Consider the following 25,455-nt stretch of genomic DNA (forward strand, 5'->3'; position numbering starts at 1 on the left):
AAGAACGATGCAAGATAAAAATTATTAAAATGAAAAAAGAATCAAAGGACATTAAACCGCAACTCATAATCCTAGCAATAATAATAATAATCGCCATCTTATCAGCAGTATGAAACCGAAAAACGAAACCTTTCTAAAATGAGAGGTTTTTTTATCTGAATAAGTTTAAAAAAAGCCCGTTTTCCAAATGGTTGGGCAATGGTTGGGCAAGTTCTAAAAGCAAAAAAACGCAAACACCTATAAATAAAGGGTTTGCGTTTTTAAAGTGCGGATAATAGGACTCGAACCTACACGCCTTGCGGCACCAGATCCTAAGTCTGGCATGTCTACCAATTTCACCATATCCGCGAAATTCTGAGTGCAAAGATACACTTAACTTCCAATTTTCAAAGCAATTTTCACAAAAATTATTCATACTCTTTTTTGTACTTTTGAAATTATAAATAAATTCAAATAATGGAAAATATTAAAGCATACGTTCAAGAACACAAAGATCGCTTTATCAACGAGTTAATCGAATTATTAAAAATCCCTTCCGTAAGTGCCGACACCGCTTATTCTCACGATGTTTTTGAAACAGCTGATGCCGTAAAAGCCAGTTTAGAAAAAGCAGGCTGTGATTTCGTGGAAATTTGCGATACACCGGGATACCCAATTGTTTATGGTGAAAAAATCATAGATAAATCCCTGCCAACCATTTTGGTTTATGGTCATTATGATGTTCAACCACCAGATCCTATGGAGTTATGGACTTCTCCTCCATTTGAGCCTGTAATCAAGAAAACTGAAATCCATCCTGAAGGAGCCATTTTTGCCCGTGGCGCTTGCGATGACAAAGGCCAAATGTACATGCACGTGAAAGCATTGGAATACATGGTTCAATCGAATACTTTGCCTTGTAACGTGAAGTTTATGATTGAAGGCGAAGAGGAAATTGGCTCCAAAAGTCTGAGCTGGTTTGTAGAACGCAATCAGGAAAAACTAAAAAATGACGTGATTTTAATTTCAGACACCGGAATGATTTCTAATCAACAACCGTCAATTACAACAGGATTACGTGGATTGAGTTATGTAGAAGTCGAAGTTACGGGACCAAACCGTGATTTACATTCCGGGTTATATGGAGGAGCTGTTGCCAACCCAATCAATATTTTAGCCAAGATGATTGCTTCGCTTCATGATGAAAATAATCACATTACCATTCCTGGTTTTTACGATAATGTAGCAGAATTATCGCTGGAAGAAAGAGCTGAAATGGCCAAAGCACCTTTCAACTTAGACAATTACAAAAAAGCATTGGACTTAAATGACGTTTACGGCGAAAAAGGCTATGTAACGAACGAAAGAAATTCCATTCGCCCTACTTTGGACGTCAACGGAATCTGGGGCGGCTACACTGGAGAAGGCGCTAAAACAGTGATTGCAAGCAAAGCTTTCGCAAAAATCTCGATGCGTTTGGTTCCTAATCAGGATTGGGAACAAATCACGGAATTATTCACGAAACATTTCACAAGTCTAGCCCCTGCTGGCGTTACCGTAAAAGTAAAACCACATCATGGCGGACAAGGTTATGTGACCCCAACAGACAGTATTGGCTACAAAGCCGCGAATATGGCGTATACGGAAACCTTTGGCGTTCCCGCAATTCCCGTGCGCTCCGGTGGAAGCATTCCTATCGTGGCGTTATTCGAAAAAGAGCTGAAAAGCAAAACCATTTTGATGGGATTTGGTCTGGACAGCGATGCTATTCACTCACCAAACGAACACTTCGGAATCTTCAATTACCTGAAAGGAATTGAAACCATTCCGTTGTTTTACAAATATTTTGTGGAATTATCTAAATAAATTCCCTTCGTTAAATCCTATATCAGCTTCTTCTAGACTGCCCTCAAAGAGTTATACACTATTTGGGGGTAATCCATTAGGGGAAGGGATTTTTTTATTGTTACTTTTGCGATACCAAAATGAAATTATACCCGTTTTGCAGTAAACCCTATTTATGAAGCAATTGTGTTTGTTATTCTTTTTTTTAACGTTTACGCTGCAGGCGCAATTTCAGGCTAATGGAATTGTGAAAGAATCCACTACCAACAAACCCTTGCCGTTTGCTACAATTACCACAAACAATGGCTTAAACACCATATCGGATGTCGATGGGAAGTTTAGCATTGTAGCTACAATTCCCTTTACAGCTTTTGATATTTCTTATATTGGCTTCACCAAAGCTAGGATTGCCATCGAAAAAAACAAAAATTATTATGTGGTTGTTCTTTCCCAAAAAACGGATGATTTGAATGAAGTGAGGATTTCAAATGAAAACCCAGCTTTGGCAATTATCAGAAAGACAATCGAAAACAAAGCCAACAATAATCCACAAAAAAAGCTTCGCAGTTTTGAGTTTAAATCCTACAATAAACTCACCGTAACCGCAAATCCTGACTCGATTGACGGAAGAATCGATTCTGTTTTTGTAAAAAAATCGATTGGCAAACAATTCTCAAAAATTGACTCATCCGATTATAAATTTAAAGACGTCATTAGTAAACAACATCTTTTTCAAACCGAAAAAGTGTCACAATATCAATTTGCTAATACTACTTTAAAAGAAACAATACTAGGAACAAAAATGGCTGGTTTCAAGCAACCAGTTTATGAAATCATTGCTTTTAATTTGCAGTCCTTCTCTATTTACGACTCCAGTTACGAGCTTTTTGAAACCAAATACAACAGTCCTATTGCCAATGATGCGCTAAAAGATTACAACTACAAACTCTTGGATTCACTCCTCATTGACGGCAGAAGCACCTTCATGATTTACTTCAAAAACAAGAAAAAAAGGAAAGCATCAGGACTGGAAGGTGTGCTTTATATTGATCGGAATAATTTTGCTGTCGCCAAAGCGGTGATGCGCATAAAAGGCGTTCTGGACATTAGCGGAATTCATGATTTTAAGTACATTCCAAGTGAAAAATTATGGTTCCCAACAGACAAAACGTTTAAAATTGTAAAAGGCAAAAATGATGACGATATAAAAATCCTTGGAGGAACGATTCAATTTGCTGGAGATATAGAACACGATTTTAAAGAGAGACAAAAAGTCGCCTCCGATTTCACCTATTTACTTTCGCACACGAATAATTTTGAAATTCAGTATAACATTCCGGTACAAATTAAAAAATCAGCTGTTACCATCGAAATCAAAGACGATGCAATTAACAAACCGGAACATTTTTGGAACACCTACAGAAAAGACAGTTTAGACAGCCGAAGCCAAAAAACATATTTGGCACTGGACAGTATTTCAGTTAAAAAACGAATTGAAAGCCGCATCCGTTTTGGACGAAAAATCATCAACGGATATTTACCAATAGGAAAATTCGATTTAGACTTACGTAAATTGTTCCGCTATAATAATTACGAAGGATTCAGATTGGGAATTGGCGGAATGACCAATGAACAATTTTCGAAAAAATTCAGAATCGAAGGCTACACCGCTTATGGAACAAAGGATGGTGATTTCAAATATAATTTGGGAATGGCAACTCGAGTTGGCAAATTTTCAAATTCTTGGATTGGTGTTTCCTATACTGATGACATTCGGGAAATTGCAAGCACTGTATTTACAATTGATAAAAAACCATTCAAAATCTATGATCCACGACCTATAAACATCAGTACATTTTACAATTATGTGAGTTGGAAAACATTTATAGAAACAAAAATTATTCCTAAAACCGAAAGCTTCTGGGAATTTTCCCGAGCCGCAGTAGAACCAAAATTTAATTACATCTACAACTTAAACGAAAAATTATATTCGAGTTATGTTATGACAACCGCTATGGTTTCTTTGCGTTGGAATCCATTCAGCGATTATATGCAAACGCCTACGGGACGAATTGAAGTCGAGAAACGTTTTCCGAAATTCACTTTTCAATACACACAATCCTTGCCTAAGGTTTTGCAAAATGATTTTGAATTCAGCAAACTAGATTTCAAAACCGAGTATGAAAAAAAATATTTAAACGGTCAAAAAACAAGTTTACTTTTCGAAGCCGGTTATGCTCTTGGTGATGTACCGCTGACACATTTGTACAATACGTCTCCTAATAATATTACCAAGGAAACTATCCTACAGAGAATCACTTTTGCAGGAAAAAACAGTTTTGAAACCATGTTTTTCAATGAATTTTTCTCGAGTGAATATGCTTATTTTCAATTCAAACATGGCTTTAGCCGCGTAACATTATTCAAAAAAGTAAAGCCTTCCTTAGTTCTTGTATCCAGAATGGCTTGGGGAAATTTACAAAAACCGGAACAACATGTTGGATTGGATTACAAAACGCTGAACAAAGGTTATTTCGAATCTGGAATAGAGCTAAACCAAATTTATAATGGTTTGGGATTAGGCGGATTTTACCGTTATGGACCAAACCAACTGAGTAAATTTCAAGATAATATTGCGGTAAAAATAAGTTTTGTCCTTAATCTGGGCCTTTAATGACTCGAAACGAATTTCAAACCAATAATTGAACTGATTAAAGTGGTGATGAAAAATATTCGCCAAAAATCAGCCGGTTCTTTAAAGACGAAAATTCCAACTAAAACGGTTCCAACTGCTCCAATTCCTGTCCAAACTGCATAGGCTGTTCCAATAGGCAATGTTTGTGTAGCTTTGTAAAGCAACACCATACTTATTGCCAAGCAAATTAAGAATCCACCCAACCATAATGTTGCTGTCATTCCAGAACTTTCTTTGGCTTTGCCCAAACACGTGGCAAAACCCACTTCAAAAAAACCTCCAATTATTAATAAAATCCAGTTCATGTTTTTAATGTTTTAAAATTAATACCGAAGGAACGCCGCTTAGCCAAATGCTTCTGGAATCGACGAGGTCTTTCCAACTTTCAAGACTGATTAACATTAAATCCTGTTGGTCCAAAAATTCCTTTTTAATAGTTTCATCTGTTATTAAACTTATATTATTCGGATATTTTTGTTCCAAAGAATCAATAGCGCTCTTGATTACAAAATTAGTAATGACATGCCCATTGACATCCAAAATAACAATTTTAGAGTTGTTGTTGTAAATTAATTTTTGGATATAATCAATCACAAATGAATCTTCTGGGCTAAAAATTGGAATAAAAACATGGTTTACTTGCTGTAAATCTTTATCAATCAAAATCCCTATTGGCATCTTGGTTTTAGAAATAATCTGTCTGGTCCTTTCATCAAAAGGGGAATTTTCAAACAACCCTTCTTTCCCCGTAAACTTATCTATCAATCGATCCGGATTGATTATTCTAGTTGTAAAACCGATTACTTTACCAAGAATAGTACCTTCAAATATTGATTTTCCCAAACCTACCAGCAGTAAATCATAATCCCCCTGATTAGCAACATCGGCAATTTCTGTTTCAATATCCATCGTTGCTTTAAAAATAGTGGTGATGTCCTGATTTAACAATTGGGATTCTTCAACAATTGGATAAAAACTATTTTTCTCTTTGTCGTCCATATTAAAAGTATGCATCTCATCACTTAAAGACAAATGCATTACCGTAATACTGGCAGATTTTTTTTGTTTTTTTATCAAGCTATTCGCCAATCGCAACAAGGATTTCCCTTTTTCGTTGTTCCCAAACGAAATTAAAATTCGGTATTTATTATGGTTTGTTGGCTCTATAATTTCAACACCATCTTTTGTTTTGAAGATATAATTAATTAAATCCAAAGCCGGTCCCGTCATAAAAGTAGTGACCAAGGCCATGATGACCATCATGGTAAACACTTCCGGAGTCAAAACTTTCAGTTCTAAACCGATGTTTAAAACAATCAATTCCATCAGTCCTCTGGTGTTCATCAAGGCGCCAATAGTCAAACTGTCTCGCCAACTCTGCCCTACAAATTTAGCTGCCAAAGCACTTCCTAAAAATTTCCCCACTACGGCTACCAAAATAATAAAACCGGTCACTTTCCATAGATACGGATCATTAAGAAGACCAATTTCGGTTTTCAAACCCGTGAATACAAAGAACAACGGCAGTAAAAGTATCAACGCAACATCCTCAACTTTCTCTATAAATATCGTTCTGAACTTTGGAACATCCGGCATAATAGCTCCCGCCATAAATGCTCCAAATAAGGCATGAATCCCAATCACTTCAGTAGCATACGACGAAAGAATAAGTACGAGAAAAAAGATAGCGACAACCGGTTTGATTATAGTGTCTTTTGAACCATACAAATCACCAATTCTTTTCAAAAATGGTTTTACAATAAAAATCATAGCAGCAACATAAAGTACTGCCAACATAATAATGTATAAGGAACTGACGAAAGTTCCCGCTTTGACAATTGCAATTACCACGGCCAGAATACACCAAGCGGTAATATCATCAGCAGCAGCACACGTAATGACTATAGAACCTAATTTAGTTTTATGAATGCCTCGTTCCTGAACAATTCTTGCCAAAACCGGAAAAGCGGTAATGCTTAACGCAATTCCCATAAACAAACTAAAAGCAAGGAATTTAACGCCTTCCGGAGCAAATCGATTGTAAACAAAATAAGCCAGACCGATCCCAAGTGCAAAAGGGATTACAATACTGGCATGACTGATTACTACCGCTTCATTGGCTTTGTTTTTTAGCACTTTCAAATCGAGTTCCATTCCGATAACGAACATAAAAAGAATCAATCCAATCTGACTTAAAAATTTTAAATTCCCTAAGGATTCGACAGGAAATAATGCGCTGGAGAACTCCGGGAAATACAATCCTAGCAAAGAGGGTCCAAGGACAATCCCCGCAATAATCTCTCCGATTACGGATGGCTGTCCAATTTTCTTGAAAACCCATCCAAAAAAACGAGCAACAAGAATTATTGTAATAATTTGTGCCAAAAGTATCGCCAGCGGATCCTGAAAATTATGTTGCATAGAAGCTAAAAAATCATTCCAAGAACCGTTGCCACTCTCTGGTGAAACTATTGTTTCTGTTGCTTCTAAGTTCTCTCCTTTGGTTATAATCCAGTACATTAATGCAATAAAACCACCAGTAACACTTAAATAAAATATTGTGTTTTTATAATTCTTCATATTTTTTTTATATTGACTTCCCCTACTTTGAAGAAACAAAGATGAGAAATTCAAATGTATAATTTATATGCCACAAAATTATTTTTCTGTAAAATAAAAAATCGTCGAAATTGTCCCATTTACGTAACAAAAAGTTTAACTCAAAACAAATGATTCATAGCGGTTTTGACTACCTTTGCAGCTGTTAAATATGAAATATGATCAAGTGGTTCAGTTTGGGATTTTGGGAATTAATTGCTCGAATTGTCCTTAGAAATAGAATTTTAATGTTATCCATAATTGTTGCGATAACAGCTCTTTTAGCACTACAGTGGAAAAACATTCACTTCGCTTTTACCGAAGCCAATTTATTACCGGATGACAATATTGTAAATATTGAATACAACGCTTTTTTAAATAAATTTGGGGAAGAAGGAAATCTAGTCATCATCGGGGTAAAAGACAATACCATATTTACCCCGAAGGCTTATGCTTCCTGGAGTAAACTGATGAATACTCTCAAAGGAGACCAAGCGGTTGATTTAGTAATTTCATTAAATGACTTGAAAAAATTACAAAAAAATGATTCGTTAGCAACCTTTGAATTGGTGCCTTTTGTAGACCAAAGCAAAACGGTTGATCAAGCGTATCTTCAAAAAATCAAAAAAGAGCTTTTCAATGATTTGCCTTTTTACGAAGGATTACTTTTTAACAAAAGATCCGGAAGTATTCGCTCTGCCATTTACATGGATAAAAAAATTGTAAACACGGCAGCCCGAAAAGATTTTATCCTCGACAAATTAGTTCCTGCAGTCGAAACATTCGAAAAAGAAACCGGAATCGATCTGCGTGTTTCCGGAATGCCTTACATCCGAACGCTGAATGCAAAAACCGTCACTGATGAGATCAGCATTTTCATTGGTGCCTCTTTATTAATCACCTCATTGCTTTTCTTTTTCTTTTTTAGAAGTTTTAGGGCGACATTAATATCAATGATTATTGTCATTATCGGCGTGATGTGGTCTTTTGGGTTTTTAGGATTATTAAACTACGAAATCACGGTTTTAACGGCTTTAGTTCCTTCTTTAATCATCGTTATCGGAATTCCGAATTGTATTTTTCTGACCAATAAATACCATCAGGAATACAAAATTCACCACAATAAAGCCAAAGCATTACAGCGTGTCACCACCAAAGTAGGAATGGCAACCTTGATGACAAATCTTACCACAGCTATTGGTTTTGCTACATTTGTGGCTTCAAACAACCAATTATTATTAGAATTTGGGGTTGTGACTTCCATCAATATCATGGCACTTTTCTTTTTGTGCATTATTGTCATCCCCATTTTTCACAGTTATATTCCGGCACCAAAAGAGCGTCACATTGAACATTTAGACCGCAATTACGTCAAGGTTTTCATGGATTGGATTCTGAGAAACGTAAAATACAATCGCTTTTCAATTTATGTCGTTTCTATTGTTTTACTTGTCATTAGCATTGTAGGAATCTATGAAATGCGCATTTCCGGCAGTTTAATTGAAGACATGCCTAAAAAAGAAGCCTTTTTTGAAGACATTGTTTTCTTCGAAAAAGAATTTGACGGGGTGATGCCACTCGAAATCATGATTGACACCAAACGCAAAAAGGGAGTCATGAAATTATCCACACTAAGGCGAATGGATGAACTCGAGGAAACCATTGACGAAATCCCGGAATTGTCAAAACCCATTTCTATTGTTAATCTGGTTAAATATTCTAAGCAAGCGTATTATAACGGAAATCCGGAGTATTACGAATTGCCCACATCACAGGAGCAGTCCTTTATTTTGTCGTATGCAAAAAATGCAACAAAAAACTCAAAAGACAACCTAATGAAAAGCTATGTGGATTCGACCGGACAATTTGCTCGAATCACGACTTTTATGCGCGATGAAAACGGGGATAATATTGCCAAAATTGAAGCTGAAATTCGTAAAAAAGCCGATAAAATTTTCCCGCCCGATCAGTACAAAGTGATCATCACCGGAAAAGCACTCGTTTTCCAGAAAGGAACTGGCTACCTACTGGACAATTTGCTTTCGTCCCTGGCTTTCGCCTTTTTTCTGACTGCGCTTTTGATTGGTTTTATGTTCCGTTCGTTCAAAATGGTGTTGGTTTCTATCATTCCAAATTTACTACCTTTAATGCTAACTGCAGGAATCATGGGCTTTCTGGACATCCCACTGAAACCCTCAACGATATTAGTTTTTGGGATTGCATTTGGTCTTTCGGTTGATGATACCGTACGATTCCTGTCTCAATACCGTGAAGAATTAAAGAAAAATAACTGGAAAATTCGCAAATCGGTTTACGCCACATTTACGGATGCCGGCTTGAGCATGTTTTATACTTCTATCGTGTTGTTCTTTGGATTTTCGGTGTTTATGTTGTCCAGTTTTGGAGGAACAATCGCGCTGGGCGGATTGATTTCGTTGACATTATTGTTCGGAATGCTGTCTAATTTGATGCTATTGCCGGCTTTGGTACTGACCTTGAATAAAACACTGGCCAACGAACAGGATTTTATCGAACCCAAAATTGATATCATTGAACCAAGTGATGAAGAAATTGATGCTTTGAAGAAAGAGTAAATTAGATAATTAGGAGCTTTCTCCCGCTATTCGTTACAATCTTCCTATTTTTTAAAGAAAAAAACAGGAAGGATTTTCACTGCTATCAGGGCTAGGAATTGTGGAAACTAGAAAATCATTTAATTCATCTTGTTCTATCCTGCACCGTTTTTTTTAACCTTGTAGGTGTTAAAATTTATTATCATAACCTACAAGGTTAAAAAAAACGGTGCAGGAAATTCATCAGAATAATTCTGAAAAATTTCAAATAGCTCCATTGGTTTAGCCCCGATAGTAGCGGCATCCTTTTACTTTTTCCTTTAAAAAGTAAAAGATATAGCGGATAGCGGGAAATAGCTCCTGATTACACTATTTCGCACAAGGACTTTTAAAACAAATCCTTTATATTTGCAGCTCAGTTACAAGACACTATTTAATATCACTTATATACCTAAAATGAGACATACAAAAGTTAAAGACTTACTAAACAGCACAACAACGCTTCATGAAGTGAATGCAAAAGGATGGGTGAGAACTTTTAGAAACAATCAATTTATTGCCTTAAACGATGGCTCGACCATTGATAATATACAGTGTGTGGTCGATTTTGAGAACACGCCAGATGAAACCTTGAAGCGAATTACAACTGGAGCAGCCATATCTGTTACAGGAACTTTGGTGGAAAGTAAAGGTGCTGGACAAAAATTTGAAATTCAGGTAGCTCAACTGGAAATCCTTGGAGATTCAGATGCAGAGAAATTCCCGATACAACCTAAAAATAAACCGAGCTTGGATTTCTTGCGTGAAAATGCGCATTTAAGAGTGCGTACCAATATGTTTGGAGCGATTATGCGCGTACGTTCAGTATTGTCATTTGCCGTTCACAGTTATTTTCAGGAGAAAGGTTTTGTGTATGTGAATACACCAATCATCACCGGATCAGATGCCGAAGGTGCGGGTGAAATGTTTAAAGTGACCGCTTTGCCATTTGACGGAACGCCAAGAACCGAAGACGGAAAAGTGAATTATAAAGAAGATTTCTTTGGAAAAGAAACGAACCTTACGGTTTCGGGACAATTGGAAGGAGAAACCTTCGCCATGGCTTTGGGTCAGATTTATACTTTTGGACCCACCTTTAGAGCTGAAAACTCCAATACTTCACGACACCTTGCAGAATTTTGGATGATTGAGCCGGAAGTAGCGTTCAATGATTTGAATGACAATATGGATCTAGCTGAAGATTTTATTCAGTATGTAATCAAATACACTTTGGACAAATGTCCGGAGGATTTGAAATTCCTGGAAGGAAGATTATTGGATGAAGAGAAATCAAAACCAGTTGCAGAGAGAAGCGAAATGCCTCTTTTGGAAAAATTAAACTTTGTTTTGGAAAACAATTTCAAACGTGTTTCGTATACCGAAGCAATTGATATTTTAAGAGATTGTACGCCAAATAAAAAGAAAAAATTCAACTATATCATCAACGAATGGGGTGCTGATTTACAATCAGAACACGAGCGTTATTTAGTAGAAAAACACTTTAAATGCCCGGTAATCTTGTTTGATTATCCGGCTAATATCAAAGCATTTTACATGCGTTTGAACGAAGACGGAAAAACAGTTCGCGCGATGGATATCCTTTTCCCTGGAATTGGAGAAATTGTGGGAGGTTCACAAAGAGAAGAACGTTTTGATGTTTTGGTCGAAAAAATGAAAGCCTTAGGAATTGACGAAGAAGAATTGTGGTGGTATCTTGACACCCGAAGATTTGGATCTGCTGTTCACTCCGGTTTCGGTCTTGGATTTGAAAGATTGGTATTGTTTGTAACTGGTATGACAAACATTCGGGACGTAATTCCTTTTCCAAGAACCCCAATGAATGCGGAATTTTAATAAAAAGTTGATTTGTGGATTTGGTTATTTATGGATTCGATGCCAAATAACCAAATAAACGAATACCCAAATAAACTAACATGCTAAAGCAATTCTTAAATTTAAAATTATCACAGAAATTATCTCCTCAACAAATTCAGTTGATGAAGTTAATACAATTGCCTACGCAAGCTTTCGAACAACGTTTATTGGAAGAAATGAACGAAAATCCAGCTTTGGAGGCCGGAAAAGAAGAAGATGAATATGAAAAGGATGAGTTCGAAAACGAAGAATATGATGATTATGATGATGCTGAATCCGAGCGAATTGACGCCGAAGACATCAACATTGACGAATATTTAAGCAACGATGAAACTCCGGATTATAAAACACAGGCCAACAATTACAGTGACGACGATGATGATCGCGAAACGCCTTTTGCCGCGCCGGTGAGTTTTCATCAGGATTTAATCAATCAGCTAAATACGTTCATTTTGAATGATGAAGAACGCGATATTGCCGAATTCCTTGTGGGAAGCATCGATGACATGGGCTATATTCGTCGTAGCGTTCCTGATATGGTCGATGACATGGCATTTACACAAGGTCTTTACACCGATGAGAAAATGGTGGAGAAAATGTTGCAGGTGATTCATGAACTGGAACCATCAGGTGTGGGAGCACGTGATTTACAGGAATGTTTGTTGTTGCAGTTGAAACACAAAACACCAACAGAATCCGTTGAACTAGCTACTGATATTATCGAAAATCAGTTTGATGCGTTTACCAAAAAACATTACGATAAGCTGTTACAAAAATACAATGTTTCGAATGAGCAACTTAAAAAAGCCATTCACGAAATAGAAAAACTAAATCCTAAACCTGGTGGATCCTTTACTGGCAACAACAAGGTAACGGAAAATGTAGTTCCTGATTTTGCCATCCGAATTGTGGAAGGCGAACTGGAACTGACCTTAAACGGACGAAATGCTCCTTCGTTGCACGTTTCCAAAGATTATCAGGAAATGATGCAAACCTACAAGGATTCCCGAGATAAATCAGCACAGCAAAAAGATGCGGTGCAGTTTATCAAACAAAAACTAGACTCGGCGAAATGGTTTATCGATGCGATACGCCAACGTCAGGAAACGCTTTTTGTAACCATGAATGCAATTATGCATTATCAGGAAGAGTTTTTTTTGGATGGAGATGAAACCAAGTTGAAACCGATGATTCTGAAAGATATTGCCGACATGGTGGGTCTTGATATTTCGACGATTTCACGTGTGGCGAACAGCAAATATGTGGAAACGCCTTATGGCACGAAACTGATTAAAGAATTTTTCTCGGAAGCCATGAAAAATGACCAAGGGGAAGATGTTTCTACACTGGAAATCAAGAAAATCCTCCAGAATACCATTGAGGAAGAAGACAAGAAAAAACCACTGCCAGACGATCAATTAGCCGAAATCCTAAAAGATAAAGGCTATCCAATCGCGAGAAGAACGATTGCAAAATACAGAGAACAACTCGATATTCCAGTAGCAAGAATGAGAAAGAAGATGTAAACTGAGATTTAAAATACTAAAAAGGGGAAATTTGTTTAAAGACAAGTTTCCCCTTTTTTTTATGGAGTAAATTTACTGATTTATAATATGTTAAATATCACTAAATGTGGGTATTGCGTAGGGCATTGAATATATATATATATATATTTCGGATTACGGTTTAAGAAAAACTACAATACAAATAATTAATAGTGCTCAACAAAAAAAAGTATGAAAATAATAAAAAAGAGAGTTAGAAATGTCGAAAATTACTTATCAACAGTTAGAGATAACGAAGAATTCCATATTGCATTTTTAGATTTTGATAATAATATTAATAAATTAAATCAAATCGGATTCACTACCGATTTAAATATTGGAGAACAAGTTTTACCCATAATTTCAGGTCCAATTTCAAGGTTTAACTCTGATGGAAAACAAAATATTATGCGAGATTTACCTAAAGAGGGAATTTTTATTAAGAGATATTGGAATAGACGAGATTATCAAGGCAATGAACATCCTGAATATTACTATATTAGAAGAGAAAGATATCCAAGGGAATTAGTTCCACCACCTTGTGAAGAATTATTAATACATTCTTATAATGATAACAAAATAATTGTTTCAAAATCATTTATTAAAAATGAGGCGAATTTGTCAGACATAAAACATACTTTAAATCTTTTTCTTGAAATTTTTGGAGAATGCGACTTATTAAGAGAAAACTACGCACCTTTCTTATATGAAAATGTAACAAGATTAAACTGGAAAATTTTTCCAAGAGGAGAATATCCTTGGGAAACAGTGAGAGAAATTGCAACCGAAAGAATAGAAAGACAACCAAGAGGAAATAGACCCGTAATAAGTAATAGGTTAGAAAAAATAACATCTCACATTCCAAATTTTGTTGCAGTTGGTCAAGGTGGTTTCTATGATTATGTTGTATTCGGTTTCCCTGTAAAAAATATATTTATTTTAGAAAGCATCAAAAATGGTAATGCAACCTATGTTTTCGACAAAAATTGGGAACAATTATCACAAATGACAAAAGCAGATATTTTAAACAATCAATTACAAATCGAAAGAATATTTCATAGACCTGGATGGGAAACAAGAGTAAATGAAATTTTGAATTAAAAATTATCTTTTAATCTATAGTAAATTAGTCAAAAGGCCCGAGAAATTCCAAAAAATCTGTCGAGCTTTTATATTATATAGAATATTACTTTTCCTGATCTTTCCGCATCGCGTGATAATACGCGGCACGACTCAACGGTTCGTATTCTTCGGTTTCGCCTAATAGGACGAGTTTGTCATTATCGGTTTTACGGAAACTGTAATTCGCCAGATTTCCTGTGCGGGTACACACGGCATGCACTTTGGTCACATATTCGGCAGTCGCCATTAATGCGGGCATAGGACCAAAAGGATTCCCCTTGAAATCCATATCCAATCCTGCAACAATTACTCGGATTCCCTGGTTTGCCAAATCGTTACAAATTTTAACGATTTCGTCATCAAAAAACTGCGCTTCGTCAATGCCTACCACATCACAACCTTGTGCCAAAATAGCAATATTTGCGGCAGCAGGAACGGGCGTAGAACGAATTTCATTGGCATCATGAGACACCACCATATTGTCATGATAGCGCGTATCAATTTCCGGTTTGAAAATTTCAACTTTTTGCTTGGCAAACTGCGCTCTTTTTAAACGACGGATCAATTCCTCGGTTTTACCCGAAAACATGGAGCCACAAATGACTTCGATCCAACCAAATTGCTCTTTATGATTTACTGTATTTTCGAGAAACATTTTGTATTTTTCTGACTTAAAAAATGAATAGTTTTTATTACTTTGTAATAGACAAACCGACTTAAAAATTGTATACTTTTACGCCGTTTCAAAAGTATAAAATTTATATCAAATTGGAGATTTGCGAGCACTTATTTAAAAAAATAAAAATCGCAGTCACAAAGATTCCCTTTTTCGGGGGCAAGACAAAACGGAAGACAAAAAAGCATCAAAAAAGACCCGCCTAACACACTATAATTTCAAGAGTTATGAAAAAAAAATTGGAAGCCGATTTAATCAGCATTGCACACAGAATATTACAGCTAAAAAATAAATCTGATATCAATCAATTATATCTGGAAACACAGAAATTATACGAAAAACTTTCTGTCTTACGGTTTGTAGAGGAGCACTTTAGTGAGGCAAAACCAACAATTAGTATTCAGGAAATTAACAGAGAAATTGAATCTGTTTTTGACAAAACTGAACCAATTCAACTCGAAACTGAAACAGTAATCGAAGAAACTGTTGTTGAAGAAATGGCTGAAACGCCTTTGGAACAACCAACAGCAACTGCTGATGCAACTGAATCTGAAAGAAGTATTGTGGAAGAAGAAACCGTTGACGTTCCTATGGAAGAAACCACTTCTAATGACGAAATAACTACGAAAGAAGAAAAAGAAGAACCCATTATTGAGGAAGAAATAGTTGTGGAGGAAAAAGAAACTTCAGAGCCTGAAACAGCAGCGTTCACTCCCGCTTTTGAATTATCTCAAGAGGAGGACGTAAAACCGGAACTGGTAGCTCCAAAGAAAATGGAACCGGTGCAAATTTCTTTCGAAGATTTATTGGGCGGAAATTACCATGACACTCAGTTTATAAAAGTGCAACAAATTGAAAATATCCCCACTGCAGTAGTAATCGAAACTCCAAAAGAAAGTGTTGCGGAGGAGGAAAAAACAGTACCTGCCAAAGAAGAAACAGTTGAACCAAAAACAGTTTCGCTAAACGAAAAATTAGCCAAAGGAATTAATATCGATTTGAATGATCGCATTGCTTTTATAAAACATCTTTTCGGAAACAGCAGCGAAGATTACAACCGTGTTTTAAATCAATTAATCACATTTGATACCTTCTACGAAACCAGAGATTTTATTCAGGAAATGGTAAAACCGGACTACAACAACTGGGAAGGAAAACAAGAATATGAGGAACGATTTATGGATATTGTAGAGAAAAAATTCTTATAAACTTCCTTAAATTTTCTGAATATACATTTGAACAAATACAGATTTTCAATACAATTTGTATTTAATTTTTTTATCTATGTCAAAATTATACATCGTTCCTACGCCTATTGGCAATCTCGAAGACATGACTTTTCGAGCGATTCGGATTCTTAAAGAAGTCGATTTGATTCTCGCCGAAGACACCCGTACGAGCGGAAAATTGTTGAAGCATTTCGAAATTGGGACACACATGTATAGCCATCACATGCACAACGAACACAAAACCATCGAGAATTTAATTTCGAGATTGAAAGCCGGAGAAAATATCGCTTTGATATCAGATGCGGGAACGCCTGCCATTTCTGATCCCGGTTTTTTATTGACCCGCGCTTGTGTTGAAAACGGAATTGACGTGGAATGTTTACCTGGTGCAACAGCCTTTGTTCCGGCATTAGTCAACAGCGGTTTACCCAATGACAAATTTGTTTTCGAAGGATTTTTGCCTGACAAAAAAGGACGTCAAACCCGATATTTAGCATTGGCGGAAGAAACAAGAACCATGATTTTATATGTTTCTCCACATAAATTAGTAAAAACTTTAGCAGAATTCATCACCTTTTTTGGCGAAGACCGCCAAATATCGGTTTCTAGAGAATTATCCAAACTACACGAAGAAAATATTCGCGGAACCGTAAAAGAAGTCGTTGCTCATTTTGATAAAATAGCGCCAAGAGGAGAAATTGTAGTCGTGGTCAGCGGAAAAACGATCACCAAAGAACCTAAAAAAAGTAAATTTTCGGAAGAAGAATAACCTATACATACACCATGAATTTAGAATCCTTTTTAGAAAAATTAAAGCAGACACCCGAATCTATCGCTTTTGCAGAAACCATTGCAACAATTGAAGAAAACTACGACTTTACTCCAACGGCATTTGAGAACGGTTTGCAACACAATGCAGCTGGAGAAAATTCAGGATCCTGTAAATTATTGGCTTTCGCCGAAATTCAAAACCTATCAGAAGCAGCTACATTAGCTTGTTTTGGAGCGTATTACTACGAAGATGTTTTGAAAAATCCAAGCGGAACAGATCATCAAAACATTCGCAATTTCATGAAAACCGGTTGGGATGGAATTGCCTTTTACGGAAGTGCTTTGGTTTCAAAATAAAATTACAATCCGATGTCAGGTCGAGCGCAGTCGAGACACATCAATTGGTCTCGACTGCGCTCGACCTGACAAAATTCCTAACACAATTTTATAATCCCAAATCACAATGCGTTGGACACTAAAACCAAAACCTTCCGAAGATACCGTTCAACATTTGGCGAAAGCATTGAATGTAGAAGATTTTGTAGCCACTTTATTAGTACAACGCGGTATCGAAACTTTTGAGGATGCCAAACGTTTTTTTCGCCCGAGTTTAGATGATTTACATGATCCATACTTGATGAAAGATATGGAAAAAGCAGTCGCTCGAATCGAAAAAGCGATAGAAAACGAGGAAAATATTCTTGTTTTTGGCGATTATGATGTCGATGGAACTACTGCTGTTTCACTCGTTTCTTCCTATTTAAAAACATACTATCCGAACGTGGCGACCTACATTCCGGATCGTTATGATGAAGGTTATGGAATTTCATTTAAGGGAATTGACTTTGCTGATGACAATGGATTTTCGCTTATCATCGCTTTGGATTGCGGTATAAAATCCATCGATCATGTGGGGTATGCCAAAGTACGAAACATCGATTTTATAATATGCGATCATCACAGACCCGGAGATTTTTTACCCGAAGCCGTTGCCGTTCTCGACCCAAAACGTGACGATTGCAACTATCCTTATGATGAATTGTGTGGTTGCGGCATAGGCTTCAAATTGATTCAAGCTTTGGGCCAAAACCGAAATGAAACTATCGATGATTTGATTCCGTACTTGGATTTAGTTGCTGCTGCAATTGCTGCTGATATTGTCCCGATGACCGGAGAAAATCGGGTGCTGGCTTATTTTGGATTGCAAGTCATCAACACAGACCCAAGACCGGGAATCAAAGCCATCATTCACCAAATAAAAAAACAAACCTTAGATATTACCGATGTTGTTTTCATAATCGCACCCCGAATAAACGCTGCCGGACGCATCAAACACGGCAACCATGCGGTGGAATTATTAACCGAATTTGATTTTGAGCAAGCACAACAATTTGCTTCCGAAATTGAAGCGTATAATTCAGAGCGAAAGGATTTAGACAAATTAATCACCAAAGAAGCCTTACAACAAATTGAAACCAATCAAGAAAAAAAACGGTTTACATCGGTAGTTTTTCAAGAAGATTGGAACAAAGGCGTGATTGGAATTGTTGCTTCCCGATTGATAGAAACCTATTATCGTCCGACGGTTGTTTTTACCAAAAGTGGTGATAAATATGCGGCTTCGGCTCGTTCCGTAAAAGGATTTGATGTCTATAATGCACTCGAAGCGTGTACCGAACATTTGGAACAATTTGGTGGTCACATGTATGCTGCAGGAATGACTTTAGCAGCAGAAAAATACGAAATTTTCAAAGATGCTTTCGAAAAAGAAGTCGAAAAAACCATTCATCCGGACATGTTGACACCCGAAATTGCGGTTGATGCCGAAATTGATTTTGCTGATATTACCCCGAAATTAATTCGAATCCTGAAACAATTTGAACCGTACGGACCGCAAAATATGACTCCAATTTTCCTGACCAAAAGTATCAAAGATACCGGTTATGGAAAACCTCTTGGACAAGAAGACGAACATTTAAAACTTTTTGTCAAACAAAACAACTCCGAAGGCATCGCTGCAATTGGCTTTAATTTGGGCAGTAAAATCGAACTGACAACGCATCAAAAACCTTTTCAAGCCGTGTATTGCATTGATGAAAACGAATGGAAAGGTAAATTAAGTTTGCAATTGCGATTGCGAGATATTAAGGAATGATTCTTTTGCTATGAAAAAAAAAGACCCCTACTCGGCGCTGCGTTATAAAGAATTCAATATTTTTTTGTTACTGCGTTTTGCCATGGTTTTTGGCTGGTCCATGCAGTTTATCGTCATTGAATGGGAAGTATACAGTCTGACTAAAAATCCGTTGTCGTTAGGAATCATAGGATTAATGGAAGTCATTCCGGCAATATCGATGGCATTATTTGCTGGGCACATTGTTGATCAGAAGGAGAAAAAAGGATTACTTTTCAAATGTATTTTAGGGTTTTCAATCATCAGTTTGGGCTTGTTTTTATTCACGTGGCCACCTTTTATAAAAGATTTTTCTACCCAAACCATTTTATATTCCATTTACTTTTTCGTGTTTTTAGGCGGATTGGTTCGCGCTTTTCTTGGCCCGACGATATTTTCTCTTTTGGCACTGATTGTCCCTAAAAAAGAATATCCCAATGCTGCCACCTGGAGCAGTTCGGTTTGGCAAATAAGTTCGGTTTTAGGACCCGCAGTAGCCGGCTTTTCGATTAATTGGATTGGTGTTCATTGGTCCATGTTCATCGTTTTGGGCTGTTCACTTTTGGCGCTAATCGCTTTAACCCAAATAGCAACAAAACCTATTTTGAATCCAAAGATTGGCGAACCCATTATAGAAAGTTTAAAGGAGGGCGTGAAATTTGTTTTCAACAATAAGACGATTTTAGGCGCTTTATCACTCGATATGATTGCCGTACTTTTTGGTGGAGCCGTTGCACTATTGCCCATTTTTGCACAAGATATTTTGAAAGTGGGACCGCAGGGATTTGGTGTTTTGAGAGCCGCTCCGGCAGTTGGTGCTTTTTTGATGCTAATAATCTCAGCTTACATTCCTTTTACTAAAAATGCAGGTATGAAATTGTTGTCGGCCATTTTTGCATTTGGAATTTGTATTATCATTTTTGGACTTTCGTCTATTTTTTGGTTGTCCGTTGCGGCTTTATTTTTAAGTGGTGTTTTCGATGGGATTTCGGTGGTAATACGCCAAACTATTTTGCAATTGAAAACTCCCGATCACATGCGAGGCCGAGTTGCGGCTGTAAATTCTATATTTGTGGGTTCCTCTAATGAATTGGGTGCTTTTGAAAGCGGCTTAACAGCAAAACTGATGGGAACCGTTAGCGCAGTAGTCTTTGGAGGAAGCATGACATTGATTACCGTATTACTTACCGGAGCCGTTTCGCCTACTTTTAGAAAACTGGACTTGCAAAAAGACATTGAGGAACACGAAAAGAGCGAATAATAAATAGATTTAAAAAAGAATACACTTCCTGTAACCATATAGTAAAATAATCTCAAGATTACTTACTGCATTTTTTATCTCTTTTTTATGTTTAATTATTTAGAACAAATATAAATAATACGTATTTTTGTTTCAAACTGATGAGACATGCAAGAAATAAAACAAATTTATCATAACAATTTAGGCACCGCTTTTTACTGGAGAAAAGACAATGATGTGGTATTAGACAAAGTCCAACTAGTTTTTAGAGAAACGGGGTTTTATTTTACCCAACAGGAATTGCAACTATTTAAGCGCTGTATCGAGGACAGCTATAACCAAAACAAATGTTGTGATGATTGCGAACTGAAAAACAAATGCCATAAATTTTTACTAAAAACACCTTGCTCCCAAATTGATTTGGCCGTTTCCATGGAAGAATTAGACGCCGTAAAAGACTTAGTGGAAGGGACTTTGTTTAAAATAAGTTTGGATGACTATTTGTATGGGGAGGGGATGAATTAGGGATTAATACTTTTTAATATCAAAATTCTCGCCATCAAAAACGCCATAAGTAAAATACGTAATCCAGTCCCCCAGATTCACATACTCGGCATTTTCTCCTACGGTTACTTTCATAGGCAAATGACGGTGACCAAAAATAAGGTAATTGTAGTGTTTGGTTTCCAATTTTCTTTTGGAATAGAGAATCAGCCATTCGTTGTCTTCGCCAAGAAAAGTTACATCTTCATCGCCAGAAATCAGTTTGTTTTTTACGGAAAGGTATTGCGCCAGTTTCACGCCAATATCCGGATGAAGCCATCTAAAAAGCCATTTGAAAAACGGATTTGTAAATATTTTTTTCATGCGTTTGTATCCTAAATCGCCAGGGCCTTTTCCGTCACCGTGGCCAATTAGGAATGTTTTATCCCCAAAAGTGTATTCTTGATTGTCATGAAACACGGGAATATTAAGTTCTTTCTGGAAATAATCGGCCATCCACAAATCATGGTTTCCCACGAAAAAATAAATAGGGATTCCGCTATCTCGTATTTCAGCGAGTTTGCCTAAAATACGGACAAAGCCTTTTGGGACTACGGTTTTGTATTCGAACCAAAAATCGAATAAATCCCCCAACAGAAAAATAGCTTCGGCATCGCCTTTTACTTCGTCGAGCCAAGCCACAAATTTTTGTTCTCTCGGAAAACTCAATTCGGGTGTTGGTGCGCCAAAATGCTGATCGGAGGCGAAATATATTTTTTTGTTATTGGGTAATTGCATGAAGTTACAGTATGGATTTCATATTATCACTGGCAAACCATTCTGCAAAAGAAGATTCGGTTTCTTGTAATTTTAAGGAAAAAAGAGTGATTCCTTCCGGTAAACGGCCGATGATTCTTTGAGAAAAATCAACGACCATATTTTCGCTTGTTGGTTGGTAATCTACTAAAATAACGTGGTGTCCGCGGCTTATTAATTCGTTTGCCAATTCGATATGCGGCGTTGTTCCGTTGAAAACAGTCGCATGGTCAAATTGATCTACAATTTCTTCTTTAACAATTTTCTTTAAATCTGTGAAGTCAATCACCATACCAAATTTTACATTGGAACGATCTGCAATTGGAGTTCCAATAACCGTTACTGACAATTTATAACTATGTCCGTGGACATTTTTACATTTCCCGTCATAGCCATATAAGGCGTGTCCGGTTTCGAAACTAAATTGTTTTGTAATTCTGATATTGCTCATCGGAGTATAATTTTGGTGCAAATTTAGCAAATTGATATGAGAAATGGGACGTAAATATTTCCCCTTCCCAAAGTGGAGGGAGATAGGATGAAATTATTTTGTTTGTAATCCGAATTTGATAGTTCCCAAATGCTCTAGCCCTGATGGAAACGGCATCCTTTTTATAAGGTGATTTTTCTCCACCTTATAAAAAGATATAGTGAACAGCAGGAAATAGCTCCTGAAATAAATTTAGAATAAATCCTGAATAATTACTTTTTGAATTGAGACAAGGCTTTTCTGGTGAAATCAGACAGCACCAATTTACCCGAAATTGCGGCGCGTTCCAACAATAATGTGTCCCAATGTTGTGTTCCTTCCCACAAAACCTTTTTCATTTCCAATAAAGCTTCGGGATTATAACTGGATAATTTAGCGCTGAAATCAGCTATTGTGGCATCCAGCGCTTCGATGGTTTCAAAAGTATTGGCATATAATCCTTTGGCTACAGCCCAATCTGCGGTTTTCCAATCGTGGGCTGCGAGTGTCATTTCTGCCATTGCCGTCTTTCCGATTTTCTTAGAAACTACCGGTTCTATTACAAAGGGACCAATTCCGATTGCCAACTCTGATAGTTTTATTGATGCGTTTTTTGTGGCCAGTGCGTAGTCACAGGCAGAAGCAATTCCTACGCCACCGCCAACTGCTTTACCGTGAACGCGACCCACAATAAGCTTGGAACACGAACGCATCGCATTGATTAAATGCGCAAATCCAGAGAAAAAATGGGTCCCTGCTGCTTCATCAGAAACGGCCAAAAGTTCATCAAAAGAAGCGCCTGCACAAAAAGCCCCTGATCCTTCGCTTTGTATAACAATAACCGAAACGGCTGGGTTCGTACTCAAAGTATTGAACTCACTGGTTAAACGATTTAACAATTCTCTTGGAAAAGAATTGCTCGAAGGATGACCAAATGAAACCGTTGCGATTTTATTTTCGATTGTTGTGAAGAGCGAACCTGTTGGGTTTTCTGATACCATAGCGGGGATTTTGATGTAAAGTTAAAAAAAGTAAAGGAGGATTTGACTTTTTTTCAAATAGAATGGATTTGTATTTTGAAATTTGCTTTTTGGAAAATTTATATGTTATATTTGTGCTTTAGTTTGGGGGATTAGCTCATTTGGCTAGAGTGCTTGCCTGGCAGGCAAGAGGTGATCGGTTCGAATCCGATATTCTCCACAAAATAAAACCGTAAAATCTTTTAAGTAAGAGTTTACGGTTTTTTATTTTTTAGAAATTGTTTGATTGCTTTTTAAGACTGCAACAAACTATTTTGAATAGTCTATTTTCCCCACTTGTCGCATAATGCGGACAATTTTAGCTTTTCGTCTGTTGATATACGTAGAAGAACTGGTTGCTGAATATTTTCTTGGATTGGGCAAAATTGCTGCAATTCCAGCTGCCTGCATCGGCGTGAGACTGGAAGCTCCTTTTCGATACCAATGTTCTGCGGCTGCTTGTGCTCCATAGACACCATTCCCCATTTCGATACTGTTCAAGTAGACTTCCATGATGCGTTCTTTACCCCAAATAATTTCGATTAAAACCGTGAAATACGCTTCAAGTCCTTTTCTCAAATAACTTCGGCCTTGCCATAGAAAAACATTCTTGGCTGTTTGTTGTGATATGGTGCTTCCTCCTTTTACTCTTCGACCTCTTTCATTGCTTTTGTACGCTTTTTGCATGGCGACAAAATCAAAACCATTGTGTTTCAGGAACGTTCCATCTTCACTGGCAATCACGGCCTTTTGAAGATTCATAGAGATATTTTCAATGGGTTCCCAGTCGTGGCTGAAAAAAACTTCTTTTCCGGCTGTTTTGTTTTCAATCGCCCGAATGACCATTAAAGGCGTAAACGGAACCGGAACAAATTTAAAAAGTACCACAAAAAACAAAGAGAGTCCAAAGAACCATAGCAATGCTTTGAATAAAAAACGAGTTAGGTTGCTCATAAAAGAGGTAGGTTCTTTTTTAACGGGTTGTTTTGATTTTCTTGGTGTTATTTTCGTTGCCATTATACTAAATCTGCTAATTCTGTTCCAATTAAACTTCCTATTGCTACTCCCATTCCACCCAATCTAACGCCACAATAGACGTTATCGGATATTTGTGAAACAATAGGATTCTTGCTGTTACCGATACCCATGATGCCACTCCAACGGTGTCCAATTTGGAAATCCTGATGCGGCAAAATTACTTCTTTTAATAATTGTTCCAATTTTTTTTGGACGATTTCTGTTTGTCCAAATTCGGTTGTATTCTCCGTCTCAAAATCGAGGTTTCTCCCTCCGCCCAGTAGTATTCTGTCGCCAATATTCCTGAAATAATAATACCCTTTATCTAAGTGAAAAGTTCCTTTTATATATAAGTTTTTAATGGGCTCCGTAATTAAAACTTGTGCTCTGGCCGGTTTGACTGCGCCATTTGTCAATGCGTTTGCAAAACCGTTCGTCGCAAACAGTATTTTTTTGGTACTGAAACTGAATTCACCAAGTGCTACTTCCACTCCATTACCTTTGTCAAAATAAGAGGTAACCGTTTGTTGGTTTAGAATTAAAATATTTTTAGAAACCGCCTCTTTCAACAACGCCTGCATCATATTTCCGGTATCAATCTGTGCTTCAAATGGATTGAAAACTAAATATTCCTGTATCCCACTGAATCCAAAGCGGTCTACTTCTTTGGCAAAAACATCTGCTTTAAAAAGTGGTCTTAAAATTTCATTGATGAAGGGCAATTTCCCAACACACTGACTGTAAAAACTGTCGTCGTCTTTTAAAAACAACTCATAACCCCCATACGGTTTGAAATCTATTGTGTTATCACCGAGTCTTTTTCGTAGCAATTGCAAGCCTTTCCATCGTTTCTGAATCAGATGCATCACTTCTTCCTCTGAATGGGATTTTAAATCTTCTATAATTTCAGAAAGACTTCCAAAACAGGCAAAACCGGCATTTTTAGAACTCGCTCCTTGCGGCAACATTCCTTTTTCCAACACTAAAATTTTACTTTCCGGGAATCTTTCGCGCAAGCGTAATGCAGCATGTAAGCCCACAATACCGCTTCCTACGATCGTATAGTCTATATCAGTAAACCAGTTTTTCAACTCCCAATAGCTCAAATCCATGTTTAAATATTTTTTATAAAAATAATAATTTTTTGGAGCTAATCCCGCTATCCGTTGCAAATAAATTCACTGAACTCCAATTAAAATAAAAGTAGTGTGAAGTAATCTTTTATTTTTTTCAAGAAAAAAAATAAAAGGATTTCTCCCGAAGTTTCGGGACTATCGGGACTAAAAAGCAAG

At 36.9% G+C, this 25,455-nt stretch carries 20 protein-coding genes and 2 tRNA genes; 13 read left to right on the forward strand and 9 right to left on the reverse strand.

Annotated elements, in window-relative coordinates:
- Positions 1 to 266: 266 nt before the first annotated feature.
- A tRNA-Leu gene (locus ACNQGD_RS03310) sits at positions 267 to 348 on the reverse strand.
- A 108-nt stretch (positions 349 to 456) separates the two neighbouring features.
- Here ACNQGD_RS03310 and ACNQGD_RS03315 point away from each other — a divergent pair.
- The gene (locus ACNQGD_RS03315) at positions 457 to 1,845 is read left to right on the forward strand and encodes a dipeptidase (RefSeq protein ID WP_417996478.1); all 1,389 of its coding nucleotides are present in this window, start codon (positions 457 to 459) and stop codon (positions 1,843 to 1,845) included.
- A gap of 154 nt (positions 1,846 to 1,999) precedes the next feature.
- Complete coding sequence (locus ACNQGD_RS03320; protein ID WP_417998297.1) at positions 2,000 to 4,498, forward strand: DUF5686 family protein; 2,499 nt, start codon at positions 2,000 to 2,002, stop codon at positions 4,496 to 4,498.
- Here ACNQGD_RS03320 and ACNQGD_RS03325 read toward each other — a convergent pair.
- Positions 4,495 to 4,824, reverse strand: coding sequence for a DMT family transporter (locus ACNQGD_RS03325; RefSeq protein ID WP_417994304.1), 330 nt, complete (start codon positions 4,822 to 4,824; stop codon positions 4,495 to 4,497). The genes ACNQGD_RS03320 and ACNQGD_RS03325 overlap by 4 nt on opposite strands.
- Positions 4,825 to 4,828: 4 nt before the next feature.
- Entirely contained in the window at positions 4,829 to 7,099 is a 2,271-nt protein-coding gene (locus tag ACNQGD_RS03330; RefSeq protein WP_417998298.1) for a cation:proton antiporter, read from the reverse strand.
- Between the two features lie 197 nt (positions 7,100 to 7,296).
- On the opposite strand from ACNQGD_RS03330, the gene ACNQGD_RS03335 reads away from it, so the two are divergent.
- The 4 genes from ACNQGD_RS03335 (at position 7,297) to ACNQGD_RS03350 (ending at position 14,249) form a co-directional block, all read left to right on the forward strand.
- Complete coding sequence (locus ACNQGD_RS03335) at positions 7,297 to 9,711, forward strand: efflux RND transporter permease subunit (RefSeq protein WP_417998299.1); 2,415 nt, start codon at positions 7,297 to 7,299, stop codon at positions 9,709 to 9,711.
- A gap of 435 nt (positions 9,712 to 10,146) precedes the next feature.
- Complete coding sequence (gene asnS, locus ACNQGD_RS03340; RefSeq protein WP_417994307.1) at positions 10,147 to 11,583, forward strand: asparagine--tRNA ligase; 1,437 nt, start codon at positions 10,147 to 10,149, stop codon at positions 11,581 to 11,583.
- An 80-nt stretch (positions 11,584 to 11,663) separates the two neighbouring features.
- Complete coding sequence (gene rpoN / locus ACNQGD_RS03345; protein ID WP_417996473.1) at positions 11,664 to 13,130, forward strand: RNA polymerase factor sigma-54; 1,467 nt, start codon at positions 11,664 to 11,666, stop codon at positions 13,128 to 13,130.
- Positions 13,131 to 13,340: 210 nt separating this feature from the next.
- Complete coding sequence (locus ACNQGD_RS03350) at positions 13,341 to 14,249, forward strand: hypothetical protein (RefSeq protein WP_417998300.1); 909 nt, start codon at positions 13,341 to 13,343, stop codon at positions 14,247 to 14,249.
- A gap of 85 nt (positions 14,250 to 14,334) precedes the next feature.
- On the opposite strand, the gene ACNQGD_RS03355 is transcribed toward ACNQGD_RS03350, so the two are convergent.
- A complete protein-coding gene (locus tag ACNQGD_RS03355) occupies positions 14,335 to 14,925 on the reverse strand; it encodes a thymidine kinase (protein ID WP_417998301.1) in 591 nt (196 codons plus the stop codon).
- 248 nt (positions 14,926 to 15,173) lie between these two features.
- On the opposite strand from ACNQGD_RS03355, the gene ACNQGD_RS03360 reads away from it, so the two are divergent.
- The 6 genes from ACNQGD_RS03360 to ACNQGD_RS03385 all read left to right on the forward strand — a co-directional run bounded on the left by ACNQGD_RS03360 (position 15,174) and on the right by ACNQGD_RS03385 (position 20,884).
- The gene (locus ACNQGD_RS03360) at positions 15,174 to 16,154 is read left to right on the forward strand and encodes a hypothetical protein (protein ID WP_417998302.1); all 981 of its coding nucleotides are present in this window, start codon (positions 15,174 to 15,176) and stop codon (positions 16,152 to 16,154) included.
- A 76-nt stretch (positions 16,155 to 16,230) separates the two neighbouring features.
- A complete protein-coding gene (rsmI, locus tag ACNQGD_RS03365) occupies positions 16,231 to 16,944 on the forward strand; it encodes a 16S rRNA (cytidine(1402)-2'-O)-methyltransferase (protein WP_417998303.1) in 714 nt (237 codons plus the stop codon).
- A 14-nt stretch (positions 16,945 to 16,958) separates the two neighbouring features.
- On the forward strand, positions 16,959 to 17,303 hold the full coding sequence (locus tag ACNQGD_RS03370) for a HopJ type III effector protein (RefSeq protein ID WP_417998304.1): 345 nt from the start codon (positions 16,959 to 16,961) through the stop codon (positions 17,301 to 17,303).
- Between the two features lie 106 nt (positions 17,304 to 17,409).
- A complete protein-coding gene (gene recJ, locus ACNQGD_RS03375) occupies positions 17,410 to 19,101 on the forward strand; it encodes a single-stranded-DNA-specific exonuclease RecJ (protein WP_417998305.1) in 1,692 nt (563 codons plus the stop codon).
- Positions 19,102 to 19,111: 10 nt separating this feature from the next.
- The gene (locus ACNQGD_RS03380) at positions 19,112 to 20,380 is read left to right on the forward strand and encodes an MFS transporter (RefSeq protein ID WP_417998306.1); all 1,269 of its coding nucleotides are present in this window, start codon (positions 19,112 to 19,114) and stop codon (positions 20,378 to 20,380) included.
- A 147-nt stretch (positions 20,381 to 20,527) separates the two neighbouring features.
- Complete coding sequence (locus tag ACNQGD_RS03385; protein ID WP_417998307.1) at positions 20,528 to 20,884, forward strand: hypothetical protein; 357 nt, start codon at positions 20,528 to 20,530, stop codon at positions 20,882 to 20,884.
- 3 nt (positions 20,885 to 20,887) lie between these two features.
- Here the strand turns inward: ACNQGD_RS03385 and ACNQGD_RS03390 are convergent, their stop codons facing one another.
- From ACNQGD_RS03390 to ACNQGD_RS03400, 3 genes are all read right to left on the reverse strand, one after another.
- Positions 20,888 to 21,640 carry a UDP-2,3-diacylglucosamine diphosphatase gene (locus tag ACNQGD_RS03390; RefSeq protein ID WP_417998308.1) on the reverse strand — a complete coding sequence of 251 codons (753 nt, stop codon included), beginning with the start codon at positions 21,638 to 21,640 and terminating at the stop codon, positions 20,888 to 20,890.
- Between the two features lie 4 nt (positions 21,641 to 21,644).
- Entirely contained in the window at positions 21,645 to 22,109 is a 465-nt protein-coding gene (locus ACNQGD_RS03395; RefSeq protein ID WP_417998309.1) for a 6-pyruvoyl trahydropterin synthase family protein, read from the reverse strand.
- 251 nt (positions 22,110 to 22,360) lie between these two features.
- Positions 22,361 to 23,128 (reverse strand): enoyl-CoA hydratase/isomerase family protein, encoded by a 768-nt coding sequence (locus ACNQGD_RS03400; RefSeq protein WP_417998310.1) that lies wholly within the window; start codon positions 23,126 to 23,128, stop codon positions 22,361 to 22,363.
- 125 nt (positions 23,129 to 23,253) lie between these two features.
- On the opposite strand from ACNQGD_RS03400, the gene ACNQGD_RS03405 reads away from it, so the two are divergent.
- A tRNA-Ala gene (locus tag ACNQGD_RS03405) sits at positions 23,254 to 23,327 on the forward strand.
- 89 nt (positions 23,328 to 23,416) lie between these two features.
- Here ACNQGD_RS03405 and mtgA read toward each other — a convergent pair.
- Together mtgA and ACNQGD_RS03415 are read right to left on the reverse strand one after the other, a co-directional pair.
- A complete protein-coding gene (gene mtgA, locus ACNQGD_RS03410; protein ID WP_417998311.1) occupies positions 23,417 to 24,163 on the reverse strand; it encodes a monofunctional biosynthetic peptidoglycan transglycosylase in 747 nt (248 codons plus the stop codon).
- A complete protein-coding gene (locus tag ACNQGD_RS03415; protein ID WP_417998312.1) occupies positions 24,163 to 25,275 on the reverse strand; it encodes an NAD(P)/FAD-dependent oxidoreductase in 1,113 nt (370 codons plus the stop codon). Before ACNQGD_RS03415 ends, mtgA begins: the two co-directional genes overlap by 1 nt.
- Between the last annotated feature and the right edge of the window lie 180 nt (positions 25,276 to 25,455).

It is taken from the genome of Flavobacterium glucosi, assembly GCF_048286535.1.
Lineage (GTDB): Bacteria > Bacteroidota > Bacteroidia > Flavobacteriales > Flavobacteriaceae > Flavobacterium.